Raw genomic sequence first — 25,366 nt, forward strand, 5'->3', positions numbered from 1 at the left:
AGCGCGTGTCGTCAGGCGAGCGTCGTGTCGTCGAGCGTCGCCTTCAGCGGATGACGCGCGATGCTGACGCTCGTCACGCCGAGCATCTTCGGCAGCTGGTCGCTCGCGACCTTCAGCGGCCCAGGGCCATCGCCCTGGCCGGCGCTCGGCTGCGGATAGGCGGTCGAGCGCGCGGTATGGAACGTCACGTTGCCCTCGACCTTCGTCACGATCTGATGAATGTGGCCGTTCAACACCGTCACGGAACCGAAGCGCTTCAGATAGCTCATCGCCTGTCCCGCGTCGCCCGTGCCCCAGCCCCACGGCTCGTAGATGGTCCACATCGGCATGTGCGCGAACACCACGACCGGGGTGCTCGACGAGCGGCCTTTCAGATCGTTTTCGAGCCATTCGAGCTGCTCGTCGCCGAGACCGCCGAGGCCGTTCGGCTTGAAATGCATCACGTTGACGAGCCCGACGAAATGCACGCCCTGGTGATCGAAGCTGTAATAGCCGCGGTTGTCCGAAGCCTTGCCGAAGCGGCTGAAGTACTCCGTGCCGGGGCCGTCGGTGACGTCATGCTCGCCGGGGACCGTGTGCAGCTCGGTGATCTTCAGTCCCGACATCAGCTGCGCGGCCAGATCGAATTCCGCGGGCTTCGACAGATGCGTGATGTCGCCGGTGTGAATCGCGAGCGGCGGACGCGCCGGCATCGCGTTGACGTAATCGATCGTCTGTTTCAGCGTGCCCGCGACGTCGGGATTCGCCTCCTTGTTGAAGCCGATATGCGTGTCGCTGATCTGCAGGAAAAGCGGCGTGCCAGCCGCTGGCGTCGCGGTGTTCGCGTCGGCCGCGAGCGCGAGTTCGACCGGCGTCAGCACGCCGCCCGACAGCATGAACACGGTGCCGAGGCCACCGAACGCAAGACACTTCAGCGCGCCGCGACGCGCCGGATCGAATGAATGATGTGACGACATGATGACCTCACGATAAGGATTCGCCGAACCGAACCCGGTTCGTGAGGCATGACTGGCGTGTGGCGGGATTTATTCCCGTGTCGTGCGGCGTTGGTGGGAGGCGGCACCTGTATGCGAATAGCAAGCGGCAAGTAATCGCCGTGGCGGATTGCGCCCTGGATTGCGCATCAAGTCAGCCGCCGACCGCCGCGATGATCCGCGCGCGCATCGCGTCGTCGGGTAGCGGTCCCGATCCCGCGCGTACGTTGTCCGCCATGTATTGCGGCCGCCCGGTGCCCGGAATCACGACCGTCACCGACGGTTGCGCGAGCACGAATTTCAACAGAATCTGCGCCCAGCTCGTGCAGCCGATTTCGCCGGCCCATGCGGGCAACGGCATTTTCATCACGCGCGCGAGCAAACCGCCGCCGCCGAACGGCTGATTGATCACGACGCCGATGCCGAGATCGGCCGCGAGCGGCAGGATGCGCTGCTCGGCCGCGCGATCGTCGGCGGCGTAGTTGATCTGCACGAAGTCGGGCTTCTCGCTGCGCATCACCGCCGCGACTTCGTCGAACGCGCTCGACGTGTAATGCGTGATGCCGAGATAGCGAATCCGGTCGCGCGCTTTCCAGTCGCGCAAGGTCGCGAGCTGCGTGCGCCAGTCGAGCAGATTGTGGATCTGCATCAGATCGACATGCGGCTGCTGAAAACGCCGCAGCGATTCCTCCATCTGCGCGATGCCGGCTTCGCGTCCCTCGGTCCAGACCTTGGTGGCGACGAACGCCTTGCGATGCGCGTCGAGCTGCGTGAGCAGCGCGCCCGCGACCGCTTCTGACGAACCGTACATCGGCGAGGAATCGATCACTGAGCCGCCCGCTTCGAACAGGATGCGCAGCACCTCGGCGAGTTGGGCGCGGGCGGCGGCATCGTCGCCGACGTCGAAGGTGCGCCACGTGCCGCAGCCGATCACCGGCAGCGCTTCGCCGGTGGACGGGATCGCGCGGCGGCTCATGCGGGGTAAGGTGGTGCCGGATTGCGCGTGCGCCTCGGTTTGCGCCGACGTGACGCGCGACAACGTAAGCGCCGCCGGCAGCCCGAGCGCCGTGCGCAGAAAACGGCGGCGGTGATCGTGGTTCGACGAATGTGCCATAGCGTGTATGGTGCCCTCGTGCATGAAAGTTCGACCGTCATCGCAACTGCTATAACACACCGCGCCGCGCGAGTTCGATCGACAAGCTCGCCGCGTCGACGCACCGGAAGCACTGAAAACCGGCCGCGAGCGCGCCGTCCACGCTGGCCTGGCTGTCGTCGATGAATAGCGTGTCCGTTGCGGCCGCGCCGAGGCGTTCGACGCGCGCCGAATGAATAAAAAAGGTGGCATGAGCCGCCTTCGCCGTTAGTGATCGACGCGGCCTAGCGCGCTTTCTGCCGCAACGGCCTGAAGAACTTTCGAATCTCGGCCGCGAGCAACGCGGGTTTCTCCATCGCCGCGAAGTGCCCGCCGGCTGGCATTTCGCTCCACTGCGCGACGTTGAAGGTTCGTTCGAGCCAGCTTCGCGGCGGATGATTGATCTCCTTCGGAAACAGCGCGAAGCCGACTGGTGTGTCGATGCGCTCGCCGTCGGAGAAACGCATCGGCTGCAGGCGGTTTTCCCAATACGTCTGCATCGCCGGGCCGATGCACTGCGTGAACCAGTACAGCGAGATATTGGTCAGCAGATCGTCTTTCGAGAACACGCTTTCCACCTCGCCGCCGCAATCGCTCCACGCGCGAAACTTCTCGCCGATCCATGCGGCGAGTCCCACCGGCGAATCGTTCAGCGACGCGGCGACCGTCAGCGGTTTGGTGCCGTGCTGATGCGCGTAACCGCCTTCGAGTGCGGCCCAGTCGTTCTTCTCGCGCAGATAGTCCTGCTCGGCCGGCGTCAGCTCCCGCTGCGCCGCCCCGATCGCGGGCTCATAGGAACTCGGCAGGAAGTTCAGATGGATGCCGTCGACCACACGCGGATGATGCGCGGCCAACGCGATCGACACGCCCGCGCCAAGATCGCCGCCCTGCGCGCCGAAGCGCTCGTAGCCGAGCCCGCGCATCAGTAACACCCACAGGTCCGCGACCTGGAACGCGGACATGCCGGCCTGCGCGGGCGCAGGCGAAAACGCGAAGCCCGGCAGCGACGGCGCGACGACGTCGAAGGCGTCGGCGGGATCGGCGCCGAACGCGACCGGATCGCACAACTGATCGAGCAGCGCGTGAAACTCGAAGAAGGAACCGGGCCAGCCGTGCGTGATCAACAGCGGATAAGCCCGAAAGCCGGGCGCGACACTGGCGGCGCGCCGATGCGCGAAGTGCACGGTCTGGCCGTTCACGTCGGCGAGAAATTGCGGCAGCTGGTTCAACCTGCGTTCGGCCGCGCGCCAGTCGAATTGCCCGGCCCAATAGGTCGCGAGTTCGCGCAGCCAGGCCTGGTCGGCGCCCTGCTGCCAGGCGGGCGCGGGCGTCGCGGGCGCCCAGCGGGTGGCGTGGATGCGGCGGCGCAGATCGTCGATGTCCTGATCGGCGATCGCAATCTCAAACGGGTCGATCTGCATGGGGGTCGTCCTGGGTCATTGGCGGCTCACCGTCATCGTACGCGCGTCCGACGAAAGCCCGATAATGGGCGTCCCTTCCCTACGATTCATTCACCGAGCCACAGGAGATTGACGCGATGTCCGCTTACGAATCCAAGCTGCCGCGAGTGCTGCTGACGAACGACGACGGTATCGACGCGCCCGGCCTCGCCGTGCTCGAAGCCGTGGCCGCCGAGCTCGCGCACGAAGTCTGGGTGGTCGCGCCCGAGCACGACCAGAGCGGTACGTCGCATTCCATCAGCCTGCATTCGCCGCTGCGCGTGAGCCGCCAGGGCGAACGCCGTTTCGGCGTGACCGGCACGCCCGGCGATTGCGTCGTGATGGGCGTGCGTCATCTGATGCGCGAGGCGCCGCCGTCGCTGGTGCTGTCCGGCGTCAATCGCGGCGGCAACCTCGGCATCGAAACGATGTTCTCGGGCACGGTCGGCGCGGCGATGACGGGTCTGCTGCTCGGGCTGCCGTCGTTCGCGCTGAGCCAGGCGTTCAGCGATCGCGAGCGCGTGCGCTGGGACACCGCGCGCACGCTCGCACCCGGCGTGATCCGTCAATTGCTCGCGATCGAGCATGCGGCGCCGACCTGCCTGAACATCAACTTTCCCGACGTCGATGCCGCCGACGCAGGTCCGCTGACGCCGACGCGCCAGGGCGTCGGGCTCGTCAGGGACATCGAGGTGCTGCCGGAAGTCGATCCGCGCGGCATCGCGTATCACTGGCTGCGCTTCGATCGTGGCCCGCGCGAGAACGATGCCGACAGCGAAACGGCAACCGTCGCGGCGGGGCTCGTATCGGTCACGCCGCTTGCGTTCGATCGCACCGACGAAGCCACCTTCGCGCGGCTCGCCGCGTCGTTGATCTAACGGTTGCCGGGGACACGGCGCGAGGCCCGCTTCAGTGCGCCCCAGGTCCCGATGGCTCGGGTCTGCCGAACGCGGGCATCGTGCCGTTCTCACGCGCGCGCACGAGTTCGGCCTCTACTTCGGCGCGGGTTTTGGGGCCGTTGCTGGCGACCGCTTGATTTGCGGACTGGCTGGTCAGCCCCGCGCGCGACATCGACCATGGCGACTCGACGCCTTGCGTTGCATATTGCGGCAACGGCCGCGCCTCTGGCACGACGCTGGCCGCTTTCTTCCCAGACCGCTCGGCAGTAGAACTTTTCCGGTGGCTGCCGCCCCGCGCATGACTACCCGATGTCGTCGCAACACTTTGCGCTGAGCGAGGTTTCGTCGTGGTACCCGACGCAACGCGGCTATGGTGTGCGTGCCCGGTCTTTGCCGTGGGTGGCGCCTGGGTCCGGTTCGAAGTCACCGCAGGCTGCGGCGGCAAACTCGTCGGCTGCGGCTGCGGCTGCGGGTGCGGGAGCTGCTGTTGCTGCGCCTTGTTCGACTCCCGCGCGAACTGTAGCGCCGCGATGGCCAGAGCATCGCCCGCCTGCGCTCCAATCGACGCGGCCGGCTGAGCCCGCAAGGCCGCCACGTCGTCGCGCAGCGCATGGCGGCGCGTTGCCGGCGCGACCGTCGCCGCGCCGGGCCGGCCTTCGCTCTGCCCCGCCGCCGCCGTCGCGCTGACACCCCGTCCGCCGTCGGCGACGAGACTCACGTCCCGACCGGACGACCAGTCGTTGTCCAGCTGTGACACATAGGCCCCAATCGTCACCGCGCCGAAGACGAGGCCCATCAACACGATCATTCTCGGTTCGCTATACAAGGCACGCTCCCCATTCCAACCGATCGACCGACCCATTGGTCAAAGTTTGGTCCATACGAATGACAGTGTTTTCCCTTTTAGACCCAACAACCGACGAATCGGCGGATCTGGTCGGGGATGTGTCCGAAATCGACGGGTATTCTTCCGTTCAAACGCGCGCCTTAATCGGAGTCCCAAGCGATTCTTCCGGCGCCGCCTTCGACCCTGTTTTCAGCGACGCAAGCGCAGCTCAGACGAGCGGCCCTTCCTCCGGCTTGCGGCGCATCGCGACGCCGATCGAACTGCCGACGATCAACAGCGACAACGTCGCGCGTCTGTGGATCGACGGCGTGAAGGTGATCGACAAGACGAGCACGACGCCAGGCAGCGCGACCGGGAAGGTCCATCTCGCCGCGAACCAGAGCGCGTCGATCAAGGTCGAGTACGTGCACGGCACGGGCGCGGCGAGCATGCATCTGCTGTGGTCGAACCCGGCTGCGAAGAGCCCTGGTGTGTTGAAGATCGTGCCGTCGGATTCGCTGGTGACGTCGAGCTGATAGAGGTGGTTGTGGCGGGCGGCGCGGTGGGGTTGAAACCGCGCCGCCGCGCCGGCTTTTAGCAAGCCGAGTGTTAATCCTTCAAACTAAAAACCCGTTTTAATGCCGCTTTAACCCGCACAAATTTCCCGATTATCCGCAAGCGGCAAGAAGTTACCGGTCTTGCCATCGAGCGCAAGCATTTCACCGCTTTCGATATTGAAGATCCAGCCATGCAGCCGCAGCGTCTTGTTCACGAGTCCGACCGCCACCGACGGATGCGTGCGGATGTTGCTGAGCTGCGCGATCACGTTGTCCTTGACCAGCGCCTCGAGACGCTCCGCATCCGAGCCGTAGTGGCGCGACGCGTTGATCGCCTTCGCCGCATCCGCGTGACGCAGCCAGCTCGCGACCGCCGGCATGTGCTCCAGATTCGTGCAGCACGAGATCGCCGTCATCGCGCCGCAGTTCGAATGGCCGCAGATCACGATGTCGGTCACGCCGAGCACGGCAATCGCATATTCGACGGTCGCCGACACGCCGCCCGGCTCCGGACCGTACGACGGCACGATGTTGCCCGCATTGCGGATCACGAACAGCGACCCCGGTTCGGTCTGCGTCAGCAATTCCGGCACCACGCGGCTGTCCGAACACGTCACGAAGAGCGTGCTGGGATTCTGCGCGGTCGACAAACGCTTGAAGAGCGCGCTTTGCTGTGGAAAGACCTCGCGTTGAAAGCGGATCAGACCTTCGATGATTTCCTGCACGATATTCTCCAGAGAATCGAAGAGACGGATTTAAAGTTGCCGCGACTATACCGCAGCCTTTCAATCGTCGCGCGAATCACCGTGCTAATCGTCGCACGCTCCTGCGGCGAATTGCCAGCGAAATAATGGCGTGCTCGCACGCGCCATAAAAAAAGACCCGGTTGCCGGCAGCCGGGTCCAACTCTCTCGCTCACACGCGTTAAGCGGTGTGTGCGTCGATACGGTAGCCGCGCCGACATCGCGGATATAGTCGCCGCGATGGAAGAGTCCTTTCCACCGCGGCACGAATCGCTTGACCCGATACAAGCAAGCGGGTCGCTTAATCGAAGTCGCGCGTCTCGAGCTCCACGGACCGTCCCCCGTTGCGTTCGAGCACCCGCCGCGTAGCATTTTCAATGCGGGCGCGGTTCGCCTCGAACGCTCCCACCAGATCGTGAGCAGACGGGGCGCCGTTGCCGAGGCTGCCATTGCCGAAATGGTCATTGAGCGCGTCGAGCGACACGCTGCACCATACGTCCTTCCCGTCCACATTGGCCTCGTAGGCGACGCGCGCAGCAGCCACCACTTCCCGGCGTCCGGTGAATTCGATCCTCATGATTGTCCTCCGTGTGTCAAAGGGAAATCCGAATACGCAACGGTCGTGCCCAATCCGGCCGGCTCGCCGGCTGCCCGGGCGCGAGCACGCATTCTGCGCAAGGTGCATACTCCTGAGCGGCCGCCACGCGCGGCCGCGCCGATGCGTCGCAGCAAGGCCTCCTCCGGGCTGTCGACGCATTCAACATATCGATACTACGCCCTTCATGTCCCGCAATATTCAATCTTCGCGCCCGCTCGTGATCGCCGCCGTGATGGCCTCGATGGCGATGGTCGCGATCGAAGCGACCATCGTGTCGACCGCGATGCCGCAGATCGTCTCGCAACTCGGCGACCTGCATTTATACAGTTGGGTGTTCTCGTCGTTCCTGCTGACGCAGACCGCAATGACCGTGGTGTTCGGCAAGCTCGCCGACCTCTATGGGCGCAAGCCCGTGATCCTCGCGGGCATCGCGATCTTCCTCGTCGGCTCGGTGCTCGCCGGCTTCGCGTGGTCGATGCCGGCGATGATCGTGTTCCGCCTGATCCAGGGGATCGGCGCGGGCGCGATCCAGCCGGTCACGCTGACCGTCGTCGCCGATCTGTACCCGGCGCGCGAACGCGGCAAGGTGCAGGGTTATCTCGCGAGCGTGTGGGCGATTTCGGCGGTCGTGGGTCCGATGGTCGGCGGCTTCATCATTCACAACCTGTCGTGGGCGTGGATCTTCTGGATGAACGTGCCGATCGGGCTCGCGTCGGCGGCGGGCTTCATCGCGTTCCTGCGCGAATCGGAACGGCACGCGCGGCCGTCCATCGACTTCGCCGGCGCCGCGCTGTTCATGGCCGCGATCGCAGCGCTGATGATGGCGCTGACCTACGCCGGCGACGACGCCTTGGCACCAGCCTCGTTCGCAGGCGGCGTCTTCGTGCTGTGCGTGCTGCTGTTCGTGCTGCAGGAGCGTCGCGCGGCCGAACCGATGATCTCGTTCGCGCTATGGAGCCGCCGCCCGATCGCCGCATGCAACAGCGCGACGGTGCTGGCCGGCATGATCCTGATGGGCGCGACCACGTTCCTGCCGATGTACGTGCAGGGCGTGCTGCATCGTTCGCCCGTGGTGGCCGGCCTCGCGCTGACGATGATGATGGTCGGCTGGCCCACCGGCGCGACGTTCGCGGCGAAGTCGTTTCACCGGCTCGGCTTGCGGCGCATCCTGATCTGCGGCAGCGCGTTCGTGCCGCTCGGCGCGGTGCTGCTGCTGTTGCTGTCGCCGGGCGCGTCGCCGCTCGTCGCCGGGTTCGCGTCGCTGATCATGGGCTTTGGCATGGGGACGTCGAGCGTCAGTTCGCTCGTGCTGATCCAGGAGATCGTCAGGATGGACGAACGCGGCAGCGCGACCGCGTCGAACCTGTTTTCGCGCAATCTCGGCAGCACGCTCGGCGCGACGCTGTTCGGCGCGGTGCTGAACTTCGGGCTCAGTCATTCGCAGGGCGTCGCGACGGTCACGTCGGATCAGCTGAAGGCGCTGCTGCAGAACCGCGCCGCCGATCTCGGCGACAGCGATCTGGTCCGGCTCGTGCTGCACCAGTCGCTGCATCTGACCTTCGTGTCGATGTTCGTGATCGCGCTATTCGTGGTCGCGCTGCTCGCGCTGGTCCCAACGATCCGATTCGGCGACGACCAGCCGGCACCACTCAAGGCCTTGTCGCCGCTCGAGGACTGAGTCGCGCGGCGTCGCGAACCACTTGCGTTCGCGAGCGCTACGAGCCGCCCGCCGGCAGCGTCGCCGCGAAGAAATCACGCACCGCGCTCGACAGCGCGGCACAGCTTCGACGCATCATGGTTAGTTCTCGCAAATGGGGATCAGCAGATCGGTGACGCAGGCGGTCTGCGCGCCGCGAGGCGGTGCAGAACTTGCGGATTTTCGCGTTTTCGCGCTTCGCGTTTTGCCAGCCGACGGGCGGCCAGGCTCGCGCGCTGCGTCACATTATGATCGACAATCCACGCCGCTTCCTGACGCCAGAAAGGCTTTCACGGCGCCGTCAACTGCCCTTCGCATACAGCGTCGAATCGGCGAACCCCTCGGCGGCCAGCACCTGGCCGACCAGAATCAGCGCGGTGCGCTCGATCGCGCTGCCCTGCACCTTCGCGACGATATCGTCGAGCGTGCCAGTGATCTTTTCCTCGTCGGGCCAGCTCGCGCGATAGATCACCGCGATCGGACACGCGCCGCCGTAATGCGGCCGCAACTCATCGACGATGCACGCGAGATGCCGCACGCCGAGGTGAATCGCCAGCGTCGCGCGATGCCGCGCGAGAGCGCCCAACTGCTCGCCTTCGGGCATCGACGTCTTGCTCGCGTAGCGCGTGAGGATCAGCGTCTGCGACACGCCGGGCAGCGTCAACTCGCAGCCGAGCGCCGCCGCGCATGCGGCCGTCGCGGTCACGCCGGGCACGATTTCGTAAGGAATGGCCAGCTCGCGCAAACGGCGGATCTGCTCGCCGATCGCACCGTACAGCGACGGATCGCCCGAATGCACGCGCGCGACATGCTGGCCCTTCGCGTGCGCCGCCGCGAGCAGCGCGACGATCTGGTCGAGATCGAGCTCCGCGGTGTTGATCACCTGTTGCGCGCTATGACCTTCGAGCACCGCGGCCGGCACCAGCGACCCCGCATACAGGATCACCGGACAACTGCGCACGAGACGCTGCCCTTTGACCGTGATCAGTTCCGGGTCGCCCGGACCCGCGCCGATAAAAAACACTGTCATTCAGTACTCCAATTATTTGCTCACTTACCCGAATCCGCATTCGCCTGCGCGGGCAACGCATCGAGAAGATCGGCAACGCTGGCGAACTCGCGATCGACCTCGGGCAACACCGGCCGTCGCAGCATGATCACCGGCAAGCCGCGCTCGCGCGCGACCTCGAGCTTCGCCTCGGTCGCGCCGCCGCCGCTGTTCTTGCTGACGACGACGTCGAACGCCTGCAGCGCGAACAGCGCGCGTTCGCCGTCGAGCGTGAACGGTCCGCGCGCCGCGAGGACGCGCGAGCGCGCGGTGTCCGGATGCGAATCGAGCACGCGCACGGTCCAGAATTGATGCGGCGCAATCTCGTCGAGATGCGCGAGCGGTTCGCGCCCGAGCGTGAAAAGCGGCCGCCTGAACGGCGCGAGCGTGTCGATCAGTTCGTTCCAGTCATCGACCATGCGCCAGTCGTCGCCGGCTTGCGGCTGCCACGCTGGACGCCGCAGCGCCCAGCACGGCACCTTCGCCACGCGGCACGCGTCTACGGCATTCGCGCTGATCCGCGCCGCGTACGGATGCGTCGCGTCGATCACGAGGCCGATCGCTTCGCTCGCGAGGTAACGCGCCAGACCCGCGCTGCCGCCGAAACCGCCGACGCGCACCGCGCACTTCAAGTCGTCGGGGACCTTGCCGAGTCCCGCGAGACTGTACACATGCGCGGGACCGAGTTGGCGCGCGATCTTCAGCGCGTCGCCGGTGCCGCCGAGCAGCAGGATGCGCGTCACCGCGCGACTCCGACGATGTTGCCCTGCCGGTCGATCGCGAAGATTTCGACGCTGACCTGCGGCGGCACGATATCGCGAGCAACGGCCAACGCGTGCTGACAGACGATATCGCCGAGCGGCACCTGCCGCGCGTGAGCGAACGCGAGCGCCTGCTGGCTCGTGTTGGCCGCGCGCATCGCCGCTTGCAGCGCGGCGTCGGCGCCATGCGCGGCAGCCCAGCCGGCGAGTTGTTCGAGATCGATGCTGGAGTTGCGGCTATGCAGATCCAGATGGCCGGCCGCGAGCTTGCTGAGCTTGCCGAAGCCGCCGCAAATGCTCAGTCGCTCGACCGGCGCGCGCTTCACATGCTTGAGCACCGCGCCGACAAAATCGCCCATTTCGATCAGCGCGATATCGGGCAGGCCGTAGTGCGCGCGCATCGCGTCCTCGCTCGCGTTGCCGGTGCAGGCGGCCACATGCGTATAGCCGTTCGCGCGCGCGACGTCGATGCCCTGATGGATCGACGCGATATACGCCGAGCACGAAAACGGCCGCACGATGCCGGTGGTGCCGAGTATCGACAGCCCACCGACAATCCCGAGTCGCGGGTTCATCGTTTTCAGCGCGAGCGCTTCGCCGCCTTCGACGCCGAGCGTCACTTCGAAGCCGCCGCGATACGCGTGGCGCGCGGCGAGTTCGACGAGGTGCTGCGTGATCATCTGGCGCGGGACCGGATTGATCGCCGGTTCGCCGACCGGCAGCGTGAGCCCCGCGCGCGTGACCGTGCCGACGCCCGGCCCCGCGCGAAAGATCACACCGGGCCCGGGCACGAGGCGCACGCGCGCGAACACGAGCGCGCCGTGGGTCACGTCGGGATCGTCGCCGGCGTCCTTGATCGTGCCGGCTTCGGCGATCCGCTCGCCGTCCAGCGCGGCAAGCCGGCAGAACGTGAGCCGCATCGGCACATGCTGGCCCTTCGGCAACACGATCTCCGCGACCTCACTGACCTCGCCCGCCAGCAGTAGACGAGCGGCCGCGAGCGACGTCGCGGTCGCGCAACTGCCGGTCGTATAGCCGCTGCGCAGCGGCGCCGGCTGCTCGGGAGTCTCGTCGCGCATCACGAATCGGCCGATGGTTTGGCGGGTTTGGTCACGTCGAGCAGTGTGATCGGCAACGCCTGACGCCACGTATCGAAGCCGCCGAGCGGTTGCGCGTGAGCGAGCCCGATGCGCGTCAGCGTACCGCCATGCCGCTCGCGCCATGCGGCGAGCACCGCCTCGCCTTGCAGCGTCACCGCGTTCGCGACGAGCCGGCCGCCGTCGCGCAGTTGTGTCCAACAGGTGTCGAGCACGTCGGGCTCCGTCACCCCCCCGCCGATGAACACCGCGTGCGGCGCCGGCAGTCCCCGCAACGCGTCGGGCGCGCGGCCGGCCACGAGTTGCAGCCCGGGCACGCCCAAAGCATCGCGATTCTGTTCGATGAAGCGCTGCCGCGCTTCGTTCGCTTCGATCGCGATCGCGCGACACGTGGGATGCGCGCGCATCCATTCGATTCCGATCGAACCGCTGCCCGCGCCGACGTCCCACAGCAACTCGCCGGGCGCGGGCGCGAGGCGCGCGAGCGTGATGACGCGCACGTCGCGCTTGGTCAACTGGCCGTCGTGGATAAAGGCGTCGTCGGGCAAACCGCAGGTCAGCGGCAGACGCGGCGCATGCGCCGACGCGCGGCACTCGAGCGCGATCAGATTGAGCGCGGCCATCTCGCCGGCCGGCCATTGATCCGCGCGGCCATCGGCACGCCGTTCGCGTGCACCGCCCAGATGTTCGAGCACGGTCATGGCAGTCGCGCCGAAACCGCGCGCATCGAGCGAGGCCGCCAGTGCCGCGGGCGTGCGCCCGTCCGCGCTCAGCACGAACAGGCGCGCGCCGTCACGCAGATGCGCATTCAGCGCGGCAAGCGGTCGGCCGACCAGCGAGACGGTCGCGACATCCTGCAACGGCCAGCCGAGCCGCGCGGCCGCGAGCGATAACGACGACGGCGCCGGCAGCACGCGCAACTCGCCGGCCGGCAACTGCCGCGCGAGCGTCGCGCCGACGCCGAACAGCATCGGGTCGCCGCTCGCGAGCACGCACACCGCGTGCGGACGCTCGGCGAGCAACGGCGCGAGATCGAACGGACGCGGCCATGCGGCACGGCGCGCGGCGAGCCGCGCGGGCAGCATCGCCAGATGGCGCTCGCCGCCGTACACGACCGACGCGCCCAGCAACGCACGCCGCGCGGGCCGCCCCAAACCGGCGAAGCCGTCGTCGCCAATGCCCACTACGGTCAGCCATGCCGGCATGCATCCATCCTCATCAGTTGCGTCGATTCTTTAGCAATTGCACCGGCTCACGCATGCGGCTTTGCGCAGGCTCGGAGCGCGGGTTGCGAAAGTCCGCATGATACCGCCGCCATGCGGCCCGCGGCTTCGCGGCGGAGCGCCATGCTGCCGGGATCACCGGCATCGCGCGATGGCCGGCAAACAGGCGCTGCGGCCACAGCGTAAAGATATAATGGCCGCTTTCATTGCCCACGGTCAGCCCGAAGCGCCTTTCGGCCGCACAGTTCACGCCGGCCCTCGTCGGGCAGCATGCAGCGAGGACGCAGCCATGCCGTCGCGCGACGCTAAACCCGGTGCCCCTTTGAATCGAGCTTCGCCTCCCACCGTTTCGTCCCACGCGGTCACGACACCGCGGTCCTCGGCATGTCCGGGGTTGCTGCGCATCGTCCCCGCGCGCGACGGCGGCATCTGCCGCATCAAACTGCCCGGCGGCGTGCTGAGCGCGGCGCAGGCACGCGCGATCGCCGATGCGAGCACGCGGCACGCGAACGGCGTCGCCGAGCTGACCAATCGCGCGAATCTGCAACTGCGCGGCGTGCGTAACGGACACGAAGCGGCGTTGAGCGCGGCGCTGATCGGCGCGGGGCTTGGACCGGCCGGCGCGCTCAGTTCCGCCGACGACGTCCGCAACGTGATGATCAGCCCCGCCGCCGGCCGCGATCCGCACGCGCTGATCGACACGACGCCGCTGTGCGGAGAACTGCTGACGCTGCTGCAAGGCGATGCGCGTTTCGTAGCGTTGTCGCCGAAATTCGCGCTGCTGCTCGACGGCGGCGAACAGCTTGCGCGGGTCGATCATCCGCATGACGTGTGGCTCGCGGCGTCGGCTGACGAAGAAGGCGTGCGCTTCGTGTTCGGCCTCGCGGGGTGCCCGGCTCCGGCAGGCGAGAACTCGAACCCGCGCGACCATCGCGATTCCAACGGCACGGGCGCGCTCGCGGCGGTGCCGCCGTCGCGCGTGCCCGCGCTCCTGCGCGCGTTGCTGCACACGTTCCTCGACCTCGCCGCAGCCGACGCGACCCGCATGCGCGACCTGCTCGCCACGCATTGCGCCGACGCGCTGCTGCTGCACGCGCAGCGCTATGTCGATTTCCCGCTCGCGCGCGACGCATCGCTGAGCCACTGGCAACGACACATCGCCGCCGACCCATCGCTGCGGCTCGGCGCGCACGCGCAGCGCGGCGACGGCACGTCGCATGTCGGCGGCCAACCACCGCTCGGCCGGATCGATGCGGCCACGCTGCGCGCCCTGGCTGCGCTCGCGCAAAAACACGGCAACGGCAGGTTGCACGCGACGCCATGGCAAAGCGTGCTGCTGCCCGACATCGCGACGACGGCGGTGCCCGCCGTGCTCGCGAAGCTGATCGCACTCGGTCTCGCGTGCGATCCCGCGCAGGCCATCACGCACGTGATCGCCTGCGCCGGTTCGGCCGGCTGCGCGAAGGGCCTCGCCGACACCAAGACCGACGCGCTGCAACTCGCCGAGCGCTTACCCGCCGGCGTCGACGTGCATCTGACGGGCTGTCCGCGCTCCTGCGCGGCCGCCCATCGCGCGCCCTACACGCTGCTCGCCGCCGCGCCCGGCCTCTACGACCTTTATCGACGCGACGGCCACCCCGGCTTCGGCCAATGCGTTGCGCCCCAACTGACGATCGACGAGGCCGCCGCGCTGCTCGCGCGCCTCGCCCGGAGTACTCCACATGCTTGATTACATTCGCGACGGTCAGGAGATCTATCGCCAATCGTTCGCGACGATCCGCGCGGAGGCCGACCTCGCGCGCATCCCCGCCGACCTCGAAAAGCTCGCGGTGCGCGTGATCCACGCGTGCGGCATGGTCGACGTGATCGACGACCTCGCGTTCTCCGACGGCGCCGGCAGCGCGGGCCGCCGCGCGCTCGCGCAAGGCGCGCCGATCCTGTGCGATGCGGGCATGGTCGCGCAAGGCATCACGCGCGCGCGGCTGGCCGCGAACAACGAAGTGATCTGCACGCTCACGCACCCGGACGTGCCCGCGCTCGCGCGCGAAATCGGCAACACGCGCTCGGCCGCCGCGCTCGAATTGTGGCGCCCGCATCTGGCGGGCAGCGTCGTCGTGATCGGCAATGCGCCGACCGCGCTGTTTCATCTGCTCGACATGCTCGATGCCGGCGCGCAGAAGCCGGCGCTGATTCTCGGCTTTCCGGTCGGCTTCGTCGGCGCGGCGGAATCGAAAGCGGCACTCGCGCAAAACAGCCGCGGCGTCCCCTATGTGGTCGTGCACGGACGGCGCGGCGGCAGCGCGATGGCCGCCGCCGCGGTCAACGCGCTTGCGACGGAGGTCGAATAAATGGCGAGCCAGCTAACGAGTCGCGGACGGCTGTACGGCATCGGCGTCGGTCCCGGTGACCCGGAATTGCTGACGTTGAAGGCGCTGCGGCTGCTCAAAGCGGCGCCGGTGGTCGCATATTTCGTCGCGAAGGGTAAGAAGGGCAACGCGTTCGGCATCATCGAGGCGTATCTGCACGACGCGCAGCAGCATCTGCCGCTCGTCTATCCGGTCACCACCGAAGCACTCGAACCGCCGCTGTCGTACGAAGCGATCATCGCGGACTTCTATGACACCGCCGCCGAAATCGTCGCGGGCCATCTCGACGCGGGCCGCGACGTCGCGGTGATCTGCGAAGGCGATCCGTTCTTTTATGGCTCGTACATGTATCTGCACGACCGGCTCGCGGCGCGCTACGACAGTGAGGTGGTGCCCGGCGTGTGCTCGATGCTCGGCGGCGCGGCGGTGCTCGGCGCGCCGCTCGTCTATCGCAACCAGAGCTTGTCGGTGCTGTCGGGCGTGCTGCCCGAAGATGAATTGCGCCGCCGTCTGGCCGACGCCGACGCGGCGGTCATCATGAAACTCGGCCGCAATTTCGACAAGGTACGGCGCGTGCTCGACGAACTCGGACTCGCGCAGCGCGCGCTGTACGTCGAACGCGCGACGATGCGAAATCAGCGCATCGTGCCGCTCGCGGAAGTCGATCCGATGGCGTCGCCGTATTTCTCACTGCTGGTCGTGCCGGGGCAAAAATGGCAAGGATGAACGGGCCCGCCATCGTGATTCTCGGTACGGGCGCGCTTGCGACCGCGCGGCGGATTCAGGCGTCGTATGTCGAGCGCGGCGCGCATGCCGCGGCCGGCGTTGCCACGGACTGCCAGGTCCATGCGCTGCAGGGGCGCGCCGACGCCGACGTCTCGTACAGCGAACTCGGCGCGCATCTGCGCGAGCTGTATGCGCGCGGCACGCCGATCGTCGCGCTGTGCGCGGCCGGCATCGTGATTCGCTGCCTCGCGCCGCTGCTGTCGAACAAAGGCGCCGAGCCGCCGGTCCTCGCGGTCGCCGAGGACGGCAGCGCGGTCGTGCCGCTGCTCGGCGGCCTCGCGGGCGTCAACGTAATGGCGCGCGACATCGCCGCGGCGTTGGCCGTACAGCCCGCGATCACGACGAGCGGCGAGCTGCGCTTCGGCACCTGCGTGCTCAATCCGCCCGATGGCTATGCGCTCGCCGACCTGGGTCAGGGCAAGCGCTTCGTGTCGGATCTGCTCGCGGGCGAAAGCACGCGCATCGAAGGCGACGCGCCGTGGCTCGACGACGCGCAACTGCCGCGCTCGGCGTCGGCGCGTCTCGCGATTCGCGTGACGCCGCGCGCGTGGGATGGGCGTGAAGACGAACTCGTGATTCATCCGCGCAGTGTGGTGGCGGCTGTCGCCAGCGACGATGCCGATGCCGCCGACGCGATCGTCGCGCACGTGCGCGCGGCACTGAACGCGCAGGGTCTCGCGATGCTTTCGCTTGCGGCCTTGCTCGCGCCATCGACGAGCATGGCCGACCCGGCGCTTGCGCAAGCGGCAAGGCTTCTCGAGGTGCCGCTGCGCTTCGCCGATGCCAGCGCCGAACCGGGCGAATCGAGTGCCGCAAGGTTGCTGCATACCGCGCTACGCGTCCCCCACGAAACGCTGCACGACGACGCACACCCCGGCGTCGCGCTCGCCCTCTCCCCGCTCGCCATCGACCCCGCGACGCTCGGCCGTGCCCGCGGCCGTCTGACCGTGATCGGCCTCGGCCCCGGCCGGGCCGAGCTGATGGTCCCGGCCGCGCGCACCGCGTTGAACGAAGCGACCGACATCCTCGGTTACGACACCTACGTGAAAATGGCCGGCCCGCTGCGCGCCGGTCAGCGCGTGCACGGCTCCGACAATCGCGAGGAAATGCAGCGCGCGCGGCACGCGTTCGAGCTCGCGAGCGAAGGCCGCGCGGTCGTGATGGTGTCGTCGGGCGACCCCGGCGTGTTCGCGATGGCGGCCGCCGTGCTCGAAACGCTCGAAGTTTCCCGGAACGATGCATGGGCGGCCGTCGAACTATCGATCGTGCCGGGCGTGTCGGCCGCGCTCGCGACCGCCGCGCAGGCCGGCGCGCCGCTCGGCCACGACTTCTGCATGCTGTCGCTGTCGGACAACCTGAAGCCGTGGACGATCATCGAAACCCGCCTGCGCCATGCGGCGCAAGCCGATCTCGTGATGGCGTTCTACAACCCGATTTCGCGCGCGCGTCCGTGGCAACTCGACCAGGCACTCGACATCGTGCGGGAGTATCGCGTGCCATCGACCCTGGTGGTGCTGGGTCGCGATATCGGCCGGCCCGGCGGCACGCTGCGCACGCTGACGCTCGGCGAGCTTCGCTCGGCCGATGTGGATATGCGCACGATGGTGATCGTCGGCTCGTCGCTGACGAGAAGATTCGCTTGCGGTCATCACGGCGCGCAGTGGGTGTACACGCCGCGGTGGTACGAGTAAGCGGACCGTACCGGGTGGTACCGGCCCGCCCCGCTCACGCCACCTTCAGATCCTGCACCGCCCGCTGCCTGACGCCCAGGTCGTCCCACAACTCCGGATGGCACGTGAACACCAGAATCTGATGCCGCGTCGCCGCGTCGATCAACGCGCGTTTGAGCGCGTCGCGGCGCGCGGCATCGGTGTGTACCGCGGCGTCGTCGAGCATCAGCAGAGTCGGCCGGCCTGAGGCCTGCAAGAGATCCGCATACGCGAGCCGCGTCAGGATGCCGAGCTGTTCGCGCGTGCCGAAGCTGAGCGCATCGAGCAGTTCCGCGCGGCCGTCGCGATCGAGCATCGCCGGAATCAGATCGTCGCCGAGCGCGAGGCTCGACTGCGGAAAAAGCCGCTTCAGGTAGTGACCGACCCGCTCGGTCAACGGCGCACGCAGTTGGGCGAGCGCGGCGTCGCGTTCGTCGACCAGCACTTCGTCGAGCAGACTCAGCGCGCTCGCGCGCAGGCGCAGTTCGTCGTTGCGACGCGTGGCCTGCTCAACCTGGGCTTCGAGCGCGGCAAGCCGTTCGCCGAGGCCCGATGCGCCCATCGTTTCGAGCTGGCTACGCAGCTCCGCGATCCGCAGTTGACGCTCGTGCTGCTCGTTGCGCGCGAGGTCCGCCGATGCGCGATAGCGCTTCGCCTCCGCCACGGGGTCGTCCAGACGCGCCGCATCGAGTTCGCGCTCGCGCTCGCCGCGCTGGTTCTTCAGCGCATCGACCTTGACGCGTTGCTCGACGATATGCGCCTGCCACTGCGCGCGCTTGCGCCGAAACGCTTCGTCGTGCAGCTGCGCTTCTTTACGCTGCAACTGCGCCGTGAGCGAATCGGCCTTCGCAACGCCGCTGGATTGCGCGCCCGCCGCCTGCGCGAGCACCTTGCGCGCGGTCGCCAACGCGTCGCGCGCGATGTCGGCGTTGCGGCGCGCGTCGTCGAGCGGTGGCGCCGCGGACACGTCGGGCAGACTGGCAAGGCGCTCGCTCGACGCCTGCAAGCGCGCCGCCGTCGATGCCAGCGCCGCGCGCAACGCATCGATGCCTTGCGGCGCATGGACCTCGAGTATCCTGGCCTGGCTCTTCTGTTGCGCGACCAGCGTTTTCCATTGCTCGCGACGCGCCTGCGCATCGCCCACCGACGCGACGCCGAGCGAGCGCAGCGACTGCGCGTGCTTCGCCTCGAGCGACGCCAGCTCCGACAACCGCGCCGACAGATCGGACACGCCCGGAATCACGCGCAATTCGCCGAGCTTCCCGAGGCCGATGCGCTTTTCATCGTCGACATGCAGCACGCCCGTGCCGCTGATCGTCTGATCGCCGACGCTCAATTCGCCATTCAAGCTGTACTCGATGCGCGTCATCGCCGCTTCGGTCCGCGCGCGCAGCACGGTCCGTTCGCCGTCGAGCGCGACGAGGCGCTTGAACTGCGCTTCGTCGAGTTCGAGCGCCGCCGCGTCGCGCGCGGCCTGCAACACCGCCGCGTTCGCTTTGTCCGCCTCGCCGATCGACGCTTCGAGCCGCTGGCTCTCCGCCCGATAGAAATCGACCTGGCTGCGCAGATCGGCGGCGGTCACGGCCGCGTTCGCGAGTTCGAGCGCGCGGTTCGCCTCGGCCGACGCCTGCTCGAACTGCGCCACACGGCTTTGCGCCTGCGCATGCGCGGTTTGCGCGGCCGCGACCTCGACGCGCGCCGCGTCGAGCTGCTCGCGTTCGCGCGCGATGGCCGCCTCCAGTTCGAGCGCGCCCTGCTCCTGCTGCACCGACAACGCGAGTTCGGCCTCGCCGATCTGCAGCGACTGCGCGAGCCCTTCGAGACCGCGTTCGAGTTGTTCGACCGCCGCGGCACGTTGCTGCGCGAGCGCGGCCTTCTGCTCGTGAAGCTCCCACGGACGCCTGCGCTCGGCGTCGTCGAATGCCTGCTGTTGGGCGGCGAGGCGCGCGATGTTGTCGTCGAACTGCTGGCGCTGCTGTTGCAGCTCGTCGCGGCTCGCGATCAGCGAGGCGAGCTTCTGCTCCGCCTCGGCGAGCGGCCCGGTCGACTTCTGCGTGCGCGCGGTCAGCAGTTGGCGCAGCTCGCGCTGCACGGCCGCGATCAGCGCGTCCTCGCCGCCCGCTTCGCGGCCGCCCGACAGTTGCGTGAGCGCGTCGCGCAGATACTGCGCCGCGTGCCCGGTCGAATCGCGCATCTCCTGTGTGCCGCCTTGCTGCACCCACAACAGACCCGGCACGCCGGCGTTCTCGGCTTTCATCGGACCGCGCGCCGCGCGCGAGAAGCCGAGCAGCGCGGCGAGCTTGTCTTCGGCTTCGTCCTCGCTATACACGGCCTGGCCGATCCTCAGCTCGCAACGCTGACGCGACACGAACTGCTTCGACAGACGGCACGTCACACCATCGAGCTCGAAGCTGACCTCGACCGACGGCTGCCCGCTCGCGAGCCCCCACGGCAACAGGTCTTTCAGATGCGACGCCTTGTAGCGTTCGAGGAACACCGTGCGCACCGCCTCGGCAATCGTGCTTTTGCCGGCCTCGTTCGGGCCGATGAACAGATTGAGACCGGGCTGCAGATCGTCGATCACGATCTGCCCGCCGAACTGCCTGAATTCCTGAATCGCGATACGTTGCAGCTTCATGCGGGGGCTCCTTCACGCGGCGCTTCAGGTTGCTGCCGCTCGCGCGTCTGCGCGGGTGGTGCGGCCTGCGAATCGCGTTGCCGCTGGTCGCGCTGAAAACGCGCCAGCAGCAGCAACGCCTCGGCCGCGCGCCGCGCCTCTTGCGGATCGGCCTGCGCGTCTTCCTGCAGGCCGCGCAGCCGCGCCACCACCTTCGCGAGATAGCCGCTTTGCGCGCCGAGTTCGGCGAGATCGTCGGCGGTCGGCAGCACGTGCAGACTGCCCAGATCGGCACGCAACGCGCGCACGCGGGCGCGCGCCTGTTCGACCGCGACATGCAGCGCCTCGGCATCGGCGAGCGCCGCGGTGCCGCCGACCTCGATGCGCAGCACGTCATTCGCGCCGAGTTCGGCGAGGCGGGTTTTCAATGCATCGACATCGGTCGGCACCGAAATCGTCTCGTCCCAGCGATGCCACCGGTATTGCCCGACCCGCACCGCGGCGACCTGCGGCACCGCGCCGGGATCGCTGACGGTAACGTCGAGCACGAAGCCCGGCTCGTTCGCGCGGAAACGGTCCTGCTCGTGCGTGCCCGCGTACCACGTGCGTTCGTCGACGCGCAGATGGCCGTGCCAGTCGCCGAGCGCCAGATAGTCGAGCCGCGCACTGGCGGCGCGCGTCGGCGCGATCGGATTCGACGAGTCGATGCCGTCTTGCAGAATGCCGCCGACGCTGCCATGCGCTAGCCCCACGCGGTGATAGCCGGGCGGAGTATCGGTGGAATCGAAGAACGCGGTGGTGTCGTCGTAGGTGATGCGCTGCGTGAGCGGCGCGCACAGCAGCGCGCAACGGCACGCGTCGAGCAGCACGACGCCGGCTTCGAGCACGAGGCGCACGTTCGGCGGCACGCAATCGAGCCGCTGCGCGCGGGTCCACACGCTTTCGACGAGCGCCGCGTCGTGATTGCCCGGCAGCATGACCCACGCTCCGGAAAACGCTTGCAGCGCGGCGAACAAACGTCGGATCACGGTGTCCGACACCGTCTGCAGATCGAACACGTCGCCCGCGACGAGCACCGCGTCGACGTTGCGCGCGGCCGCTTCTTCGGCGATACGGCGCACCGTGTCGAAGCGCGCCTGGGCAAGGTGCGCGGCCTCGTCCGGTTCGAACTGACCGAATTGCGTGCCGATCTGCCAGTCCGCGGTGTGCAGAAACCTGATCACTGTGCCTCCATTGCGATTGCGTTGCGTCCTCTTGCGTTGATTTCGCCGAGGAGCCCAATCGCGAATGTTACCTTGCCGAAGCGCCGGCGCGTATTGCGCGCGCGTATCCAGGCTGGACGCGCGCGCGGGCCGTACCGCATCATTGCAACCGAACCGGCCGAGCCCGCCGACTTTCCAGCCCCCGCCCGACACGATCAACCGCGCCCGATGGACAAGACCACCGAACTGAAGAAGGCCAAGCGCACGCCTTTACTGCTGCTGCTCGCGGCCGCCTGCGTTTTCGTCGTCGCCGCATTCCTGCCGCGCGGCCTGTGGGTCGACGGCATCAAGGCCGTCGCCGAGGCCGCGATGGTCGGCGCGCTCGCCGACTGGTTCGCGGTCGCGGCGCTGTTTCGCCGCGTGCCGATTCCGCTCGTGTCCGCGCACACCGCGATCATCCCGCGCAACAAGCACAAGATCGCCGACAACCTCGCGCACTTCGTGCAGGACAAGTTTCTCGACGTGCCGTCGCTGGTCGGTCTGATCCGCCGGTATGATCCGGCGCAGACCATCACCGCGTGGCTCAGCGAATCGGCCAACTCCGCGCGCCTCGGCGACTACGTGGTGCGGCTCACCGGCGGCATCCTCGACGTGGCCGACGACGCGCGCATTCAGAACTTCATCAGGGAGGGGTTGCGCGACGTGCTCGCGAAGGTCGATCTGTCGCAATCGCTCGGCGCGATTCTCGACACGCTGACGCGCGACGGCCGCCATCAGGAACTGCTCGACACCGCGATCGATCAGGTGATCGCGGTGCTGCGCGAGGCGCCGGCGCGCGAATTCATTGCCGCGCGCATCGTCGATTGGGTGAAAAGCGAGTATCCGACGATGGAGAAGTTTCTGCCGTCGGTATGGCTCGGCGACAAGGGGGCGGAGGCGATCGCGAGCGCCGCGAACCGTATGCTCGAACAGATCGCGCAGAACCCCACGCACGAGCTGCGCGACAAGTTCGACCACGCGGTGCAGAAGCTGATCGTGCGGCTGAAGACCGATCCCGTGTTCCTGCAGCAAGGCGAAGCACTGAAGCGCTATCTGGTCGAAGGCGAGGCTTTCGGCAGCTACGTGAAGGACATGTGGGGCGAGCTGCGCGCGTGGCTCAAGCGCGATCTGCAAAGCGCCGATTCGGCACTGCATGCGCGTGTCGCTGCGATGGGCGCGTGGGTCGGCCGCGAACTCGCGCGCGATCCAGCGCTGCGGCAATCGCTGAACGATCACCTCGAGGAAGCGGCGCGCGCGATGGCGCCGGACTTCGCGCGGTTCCTCACACGCCATATCAGCGATACGGTGAAGAACTGGCCCGCGCACGAGATGTCGCACCAGGTCGAGATGAATATCGGCAAGGATCTGCAGTACATCCGCATCAATGGGACGATCGTCGGCGGATTTATCGGCTTGTTGCTGTATGTGAGTTCGCTGTTGCTGGAGATGCTGCGGGTGCATGTCGGCTGACGACTCGAGCGCATTGAGCGACTCAACGCGCAGCCACGCGTGAGCCCCCTCCCGCCAAACCACCTACAATTCGGGCATCTGTCTTGCTGACGACCAGTGCTCCGCTCGGTCGTCAACGCGTCCCAACCGGAATTCTGCTTACATGAAAATATCGCTACCGCCGCCGCAAGGGCGGCCCAACCGCGTTTACCCGCCGGGCACGCCGGGCCTGCATGGCCTCGTGTCGCTGATCACCGGCGTGGTGGTCGTGTGCGGGCTGTACTTCGGGCGGGAGATACTGATTCCGATCACGTTGTCGGTGCTGCTGAGCTTCCTGCTCGCGCCGCTCGTGCAGATGCTGCGGCGTCTGCACATGGGCCAGTTGCCGTCGATCTTCATCGCGGTGCTGTTCGCTCTCGCCTCGCTGCTCGCGGTCGGCGCGCTGATCGGCGCGCAGCTCGTGCAGCTCGCGAACGCGCTGCCGCAGTACCAGGAAGCGATCGAGCAGAAGATCGAAACCGTGCAGGAAAAGACCGTGGGCCGCGCCGACGCCCTGATGAGCAGCGCTGCCAGCGCGCTGCAGCGCGTGGCGCCATCGCGCCCCGCGCCGCCGCGCCCGACCGGCCGCGCCGCGCGCAACGCGCCGCAGGTGCCGCAACAGGTCGAGGTGCACGAGCCCGCGCCGACGCCGGTGCAACTCGCGCAGCGCGCGCTGACGCCGGCCATCGCGCCGATCGAGACGACCTTCATCGTGCTCGTCGTGACTATCTTCATCCTGTTGCAGCGCGAGGATTTGCGCGACCGTCTGATCAGCCTGTTCGGTTCGCGCGACCTGCACCGCACGACTACCGCGATCAACGACGCCGCCGGGCGCCTGTCACGCTATTTCGTCGCGCAGCTCGGCGTGAATCTGAGCGCGGGCGGCATCATCGCGATCGGGCTCGCGATCATCGGCGTGCCGGGGGCGCTGCTGTTCGGCGTGATCGCCGCGCTGCTGCGCTTCGTGCCGTACATCGGCATCTGGATCGCGGCGATCCTCGCATTCTTTCTCGCGGCCGCGATCCAGCCGCAATGGACGATGGCGGTCCTCACGCTGATCCTGTTCATCGTCGTCGACGTGGTCGCCGGGCAGATCGCCGAGCCGCTGCTGTACGGTCATCGCTCGGGCCTGTCGCCCCTCGCGGTGGTGGTCGCGGCGATTTTCTGGAGCTGGCTGTGGGGGCCGATCGGCCTCGTGCTGTCGACGCCGCTCACGCTGTGCGTCGTCACGCTCGGGCGCTACGCGGACCGGCTGAACTTCCTGACCGTGCTGCTCGGCGATCAGCCCGCGCTGACGCCCGCGCAGAACTTCTATCAGCGCCTGCTCGCCGACGATCCGCACGAGGCGATCGTGCAGGCCGAACGGCTGCTGCGCGAGATGTCGCTGATCGACTACTACGACAAGGTCGCGCTCGAAGGCCTGCGGCTCGCGCGCAACGACGCGCAGCGCGGCGTGCTGATGCCCGACCAGTTGCAGCGGATCAACGACGCGCTCGTCGATATCGTCGAGAACCTCGATATCGCCGAAGGGCTGCGCGATTCGCTGTCGCCTGCCGAACCGGCGGACGCGGGTAGCGCGCTGCTTGCCGGGACGCCGGATCTGGCGTCGCCGGGCGCGGGTGCCACGGAGCGATACCGCAGCGATCTGCTCATGCGCTCGCAACAGCCGGACGGAGCGGGCAAGGCCGCGGTGTTGTGCGTGCCCGGCCGCGGCGCGTTCGACGAAGTGACGACCGCGATCGCCGTGCAACTGCTGAACCGCCAGGGCTTCGCGCCGCTGATGGCGACGCACTCGGGCTATCGCAGCGCACGCGCCGACGAGCCGAGCTTCAAGGACACGTCGATCATCTGCATCGTGTCGCTCGACGCGCCCGAGTCGCCGCTGTACCTGCGCAACATGCTGCGGCGCACGCGCGAATGGCGACCACGCGCGACGCTGGTGGTCGGCGTCGGCGTCGGCGACGCGCCGGACGGCAGCGTCGAACTCGACGCGGGCGGCGAGCTGCATGCGTCGCCGACGTTCCGCGCGATGATCGAGGCATGTCACGCGGCGACGGCTGGGCAGCCCATGCGGCAGCCGTCGCAGACGGCCAGCGCCGGCTGAGGCTGGGTGGGCTGACGCCGTGACCGCAGTGGTGAAAATCTGCGTCGTGATCGCCATTTGCC

General features: G+C 67.8%; 21 protein-coding genes. 9 read left to right on the forward strand and 12 right to left on the reverse strand.

Annotated features, from left to right (window positions below):
* Nucleotides 1-11: 11 nt before the first annotated feature.
* The 3 genes from F6X40_RS12780 to F6X40_RS12790 form a co-directional block, all read right to left on the reverse strand.
* The gene (locus F6X40_RS12780; RefSeq protein WP_184035353.1) at nucleotides 12-956 is read right to left on the reverse strand and encodes a metallophosphoesterase family protein; all 945 of its coding nucleotides are present in this window, start codon (nucleotides 954-956) and stop codon (nucleotides 12-14) included.
* A gap of 172 nt (nucleotides 957-1,128) precedes the next feature.
* On the reverse strand, nucleotides 1,129-2,088 hold the full coding sequence (locus tag F6X40_RS12785; protein ID WP_187628107.1) for an aldo/keto reductase: 960 nt from the start codon (nucleotides 2,086-2,088) through the stop codon (nucleotides 1,129-1,131).
* 263 nt (nucleotides 2,089-2,351) lie between these two features.
* Complete coding sequence (locus tag F6X40_RS12790; protein ID WP_187628108.1) at nucleotides 2,352-3,527, reverse strand: epoxide hydrolase family protein; 1,176 nt, start codon at nucleotides 3,525-3,527, stop codon at nucleotides 2,352-2,354.
* 116 nt (nucleotides 3,528-3,643) lie between these two features.
* Between F6X40_RS12790 and surE the strand changes: the two genes are divergently transcribed.
* A complete protein-coding gene (surE, locus tag F6X40_RS12795) occupies nucleotides 3,644-4,423 on the forward strand; it encodes a 5'/3'-nucleotidase SurE (RefSeq protein WP_187628109.1) in 780 nt (259 codons plus the stop codon).
* 31 nt (nucleotides 4,424-4,454) lie between these two features.
* On the opposite strand, the gene F6X40_RS12800 is transcribed toward surE, so the two are convergent.
* Nucleotides 4,455-5,252 (reverse strand): DUF4148 domain-containing protein, encoded by a 798-nt coding sequence (locus F6X40_RS12800; protein WP_187628110.1) that lies wholly within the window; start codon nucleotides 5,250-5,252, stop codon nucleotides 4,455-4,457.
* Nucleotides 5,253-5,524: 272 nt separating this feature from the next.
* On the opposite strand from F6X40_RS12800, the gene F6X40_RS12805 reads away from it, so the two are divergent.
* Nucleotides 5,525-5,806 (forward strand): PA14 domain-containing protein, encoded by a 282-nt coding sequence (locus F6X40_RS12805; RefSeq protein WP_187628111.1) that lies wholly within the window; start codon nucleotides 5,525-5,527, stop codon nucleotides 5,804-5,806.
* A 110-nt stretch (nucleotides 5,807-5,916) separates the two neighbouring features.
* Here the strand turns inward: F6X40_RS12805 and F6X40_RS12810 are convergent, their stop codons facing one another.
* Together F6X40_RS12810 and F6X40_RS12815 are read right to left on the reverse strand one after the other, a co-directional pair.
* Nucleotides 5,917-6,552, reverse strand: coding sequence for a carbonic anhydrase (locus tag F6X40_RS12810; protein ID WP_184062347.1), 636 nt, complete (start codon nucleotides 6,550-6,552; stop codon nucleotides 5,917-5,919).
* Nucleotides 6,553-6,871: 319 nt separating this feature from the next.
* A complete protein-coding gene (locus F6X40_RS12815; protein ID WP_008923225.1) occupies nucleotides 6,872-7,147 on the reverse strand; it encodes a DUF1488 domain-containing protein in 276 nt (91 codons plus the stop codon).
* A 205-nt stretch (nucleotides 7,148-7,352) separates the two neighbouring features.
* Here F6X40_RS12815 and F6X40_RS12820 point away from each other — a divergent pair, with 205 nt between their 5' ends.
* Nucleotides 7,353-8,846: an MDR family MFS transporter gene (locus F6X40_RS12820; protein ID WP_187628112.1), complete on the forward strand. Its 1,494-nt coding sequence runs from the start codon at nucleotides 7,353-7,355 to the stop codon at nucleotides 8,844-8,846.
* 319 nt (nucleotides 8,847-9,165) lie between these two features.
* On the opposite strand, the gene cobM is transcribed toward F6X40_RS12820, so the two are convergent.
* The 4 genes from cobM to cbiE are packed head-to-tail and all read right to left on the reverse strand — an operon-like array spanning nucleotide 9,166 to nucleotide 12,975.
* Nucleotides 9,166-9,894 carry a precorrin-4 C(11)-methyltransferase gene (gene cobM / locus F6X40_RS12825; protein ID WP_187628113.1) on the reverse strand — a complete coding sequence of 243 codons (729 nt, stop codon included), beginning with the start codon at nucleotides 9,892-9,894 and terminating at the stop codon, nucleotides 9,166-9,168.
* A 20-nt stretch (nucleotides 9,895-9,914) separates the two neighbouring features.
* Entirely contained in the window at nucleotides 9,915-10,655 is a 741-nt protein-coding gene (locus tag F6X40_RS12830) for a cobalt-precorrin-6A reductase (RefSeq protein ID WP_187628114.1), read from the reverse strand.
* On the reverse strand, nucleotides 10,652-11,752 hold the full coding sequence (locus tag F6X40_RS12835) for a cobalt-precorrin-5B (C(1))-methyltransferase (protein WP_187628115.1): 1,101 nt from the start codon (nucleotides 11,750-11,752) through the stop codon (nucleotides 10,652-10,654). The genes F6X40_RS12830 and F6X40_RS12835 overlap by 4 nt, the downstream gene beginning before the upstream one ends.
* Nucleotides 11,752-12,975 (reverse strand): precorrin-6y C5,15-methyltransferase (decarboxylating) subunit CbiE, encoded by a 1,224-nt coding sequence (gene cbiE, locus F6X40_RS12840; RefSeq protein WP_187628116.1) that lies wholly within the window; start codon nucleotides 12,973-12,975, stop codon nucleotides 11,752-11,754. Before cbiE ends, F6X40_RS12835 begins: the two co-directional genes overlap by 1 nt.
* Before the next feature lie 307 nt (nucleotides 12,976-13,282).
* Between cbiE and cobG the strand changes: the two genes are divergently transcribed.
* The 4 genes from cobG to cobJ are packed head-to-tail and all read left to right on the forward strand — an operon-like array spanning nucleotide 13,283 to nucleotide 17,836.
* Complete coding sequence (cobG, locus tag F6X40_RS12845) at nucleotides 13,283-14,722, forward strand: precorrin-3B synthase (RefSeq protein ID WP_187628117.1); 1,440 nt, start codon at nucleotides 13,283-13,285, stop codon at nucleotides 14,720-14,722.
* Nucleotides 14,715-15,341: a precorrin-8X methylmutase gene (locus F6X40_RS12850; protein ID WP_090809844.1), complete on the forward strand. Its 627-nt coding sequence runs from the start codon at nucleotides 14,715-14,717 to the stop codon at nucleotides 15,339-15,341. The genes cobG and F6X40_RS12850 overlap by 8 nt, the downstream gene beginning before the upstream one ends.
* Complete coding sequence (locus F6X40_RS12855) at nucleotides 15,342-16,085, forward strand: precorrin-2 C(20)-methyltransferase (protein WP_184062360.1); 744 nt, start codon at nucleotides 15,342-15,344, stop codon at nucleotides 16,083-16,085.
* Nucleotides 16,082-17,836 (forward strand): precorrin-3B C(17)-methyltransferase, encoded by a 1,755-nt coding sequence (cobJ, locus tag F6X40_RS12860; RefSeq protein ID WP_187628167.1) that lies wholly within the window; start codon nucleotides 16,082-16,084, stop codon nucleotides 17,834-17,836. The genes F6X40_RS12855 and cobJ overlap by 4 nt, the downstream gene beginning before the upstream one ends.
* Before the next feature lie 34 nt (nucleotides 17,837-17,870).
* On the opposite strand, the gene F6X40_RS12865 is transcribed toward cobJ, so the two are convergent.
* Both F6X40_RS12865 and F6X40_RS12870 read right to left on the reverse strand, forming a co-directional pair.
* A complete protein-coding gene (locus tag F6X40_RS12865) occupies nucleotides 17,871-20,492 on the reverse strand; it encodes an AAA family ATPase (RefSeq protein ID WP_187628118.1) in 2,622 nt (873 codons plus the stop codon).
* Complete coding sequence (locus tag F6X40_RS12870; RefSeq protein ID WP_187628119.1) at nucleotides 20,489-21,694, reverse strand: exonuclease SbcCD subunit D; 1,206 nt, start codon at nucleotides 21,692-21,694, stop codon at nucleotides 20,489-20,491. The genes F6X40_RS12865 and F6X40_RS12870 overlap by 4 nt, the downstream gene beginning before the upstream one ends.
* A gap of 207 nt (nucleotides 21,695-21,901) precedes the next feature.
* Here F6X40_RS12870 and F6X40_RS12875 point away from each other — a divergent pair, with 207 nt between their 5' ends.
* Nucleotides 21,902-23,182: a DUF445 domain-containing protein gene (locus tag F6X40_RS12875; protein WP_187628120.1), complete on the forward strand. Its 1,281-nt coding sequence runs from the start codon at nucleotides 21,902-21,904 to the stop codon at nucleotides 23,180-23,182.
* A 142-nt stretch (nucleotides 23,183-23,324) separates the two neighbouring features.
* The gene (locus tag F6X40_RS12880) at nucleotides 23,325-25,304 is read left to right on the forward strand and encodes an AI-2E family transporter (RefSeq protein WP_187628121.1); all 1,980 of its coding nucleotides are present in this window, start codon (nucleotides 23,325-23,327) and stop codon (nucleotides 25,302-25,304) included.
* Nucleotides 25,305-25,366 lie beyond the last annotated feature (62 nt).

Origin of the sequence: Paraburkholderia sp. UCT31, from assembly GCF_014397655.1 — a bacterium.
In the GTDB taxonomy this organism is placed as follows: Bacteria; Pseudomonadota; Gammaproteobacteria; order Burkholderiales; family Burkholderiaceae; genus Paraburkholderia; species Paraburkholderia tuberum.

What these genes read in the sequence shown, in the direction of transcription:
- F6X40_RS12855 (WP_184062360.1), top strand. Translation starts at nt 15,342, where the DNA reads ATGGCGAGCCAGCTAACGAGTCGCGGACGGCTGTACGGCATCGGCGTC.
- cobG (WP_187628117.1), top strand. Translation starts at nt 13,283, where the DNA reads ATGCCGTCGCGCGACGCTAAACCCGGTGCCCCTTTGAATCGAGCTTCG.
- F6X40_RS12850 (WP_090809844.1), top strand. Translation starts at nt 14,715, where the DNA reads ATGCTTGATTACATTCGCGACGGTCAGGAGATCTATCGCCAATCGTTC.
- F6X40_RS12815 (WP_008923225.1), bottom strand. Translation starts at nt 7,147, where the DNA reads ATGAGGATCGAATTCACCGGACGCCGGGAAGTGGTGGCTGCTGCGCGC.
- F6X40_RS12785 (WP_187628107.1), bottom strand. Translation starts at nt 2,088, where the DNA reads ATGGCACATTCGTCGAACCACGATCACCGCCGCCGTTTTCTGCGCACG.
- F6X40_RS12780 (WP_184035353.1), bottom strand. Translation starts at nt 956, where the DNA reads ATGTCGTCACATCATTCATTCGATCCGGCGCGTCGCGGCGCGCTGAAG.
- cobJ (WP_187628167.1), top strand. Translation starts at nt 16,082, where the DNA reads ATGAACGGGCCCGCCATCGTGATTCTCGGTACGGGCGCGCTTGCGACC.
- F6X40_RS12800 (WP_187628110.1), bottom strand. Translation starts at nt 5,252, where the DNA reads ATGATCGTGTTGATGGGCCTCGTCTTCGGCGCGGTGACGATTGGGGCC.
- surE (WP_187628109.1), top strand. Translation starts at nt 3,644, where the DNA reads ATGTCCGCTTACGAATCCAAGCTGCCGCGAGTGCTGCTGACGAACGAC.
- F6X40_RS12865 (WP_187628118.1), bottom strand. Translation starts at nt 20,492, where the DNA reads ATGAAGCTGCAACGTATCGCGATTCAGGAATTCAGGCAGTTCGGCGGG.
- F6X40_RS12880 (WP_187628121.1), top strand. Translation starts at nt 23,325, where the DNA reads ATGAAAATATCGCTACCGCCGCCGCAAGGGCGGCCCAACCGCGTTTAC.
- F6X40_RS12835 (WP_187628115.1), bottom strand. Translation starts at nt 11,752, where the DNA reads ATGCGCGACGAGACTCCCGAGCAGCCGGCGCCGCTGCGCAGCGGCTAT.
- cbiE (WP_187628116.1), bottom strand. Translation starts at nt 12,975, where the DNA reads ATGCCGGCATGGCTGACCGTAGTGGGCATTGGCGACGACGGCTTCGCC.
- F6X40_RS12875 (WP_187628120.1), top strand. Translation starts at nt 21,902, where the DNA reads ATGGACAAGACCACCGAACTGAAGAAGGCCAAGCGCACGCCTTTACTG.
- F6X40_RS12790 (WP_187628108.1), bottom strand. Translation starts at nt 3,527, where the DNA reads ATGCAGATCGACCCGTTTGAGATTGCGATCGCCGATCAGGACATCGAC.
- F6X40_RS12820 (WP_187628112.1), top strand. Translation starts at nt 7,353, where the DNA reads ATGTCCCGCAATATTCAATCTTCGCGCCCGCTCGTGATCGCCGCCGTG.
- cobM (WP_187628113.1), bottom strand. Translation starts at nt 9,894, where the DNA reads ATGACAGTGTTTTTTATCGGCGCGGGTCCGGGCGACCCGGAACTGATC.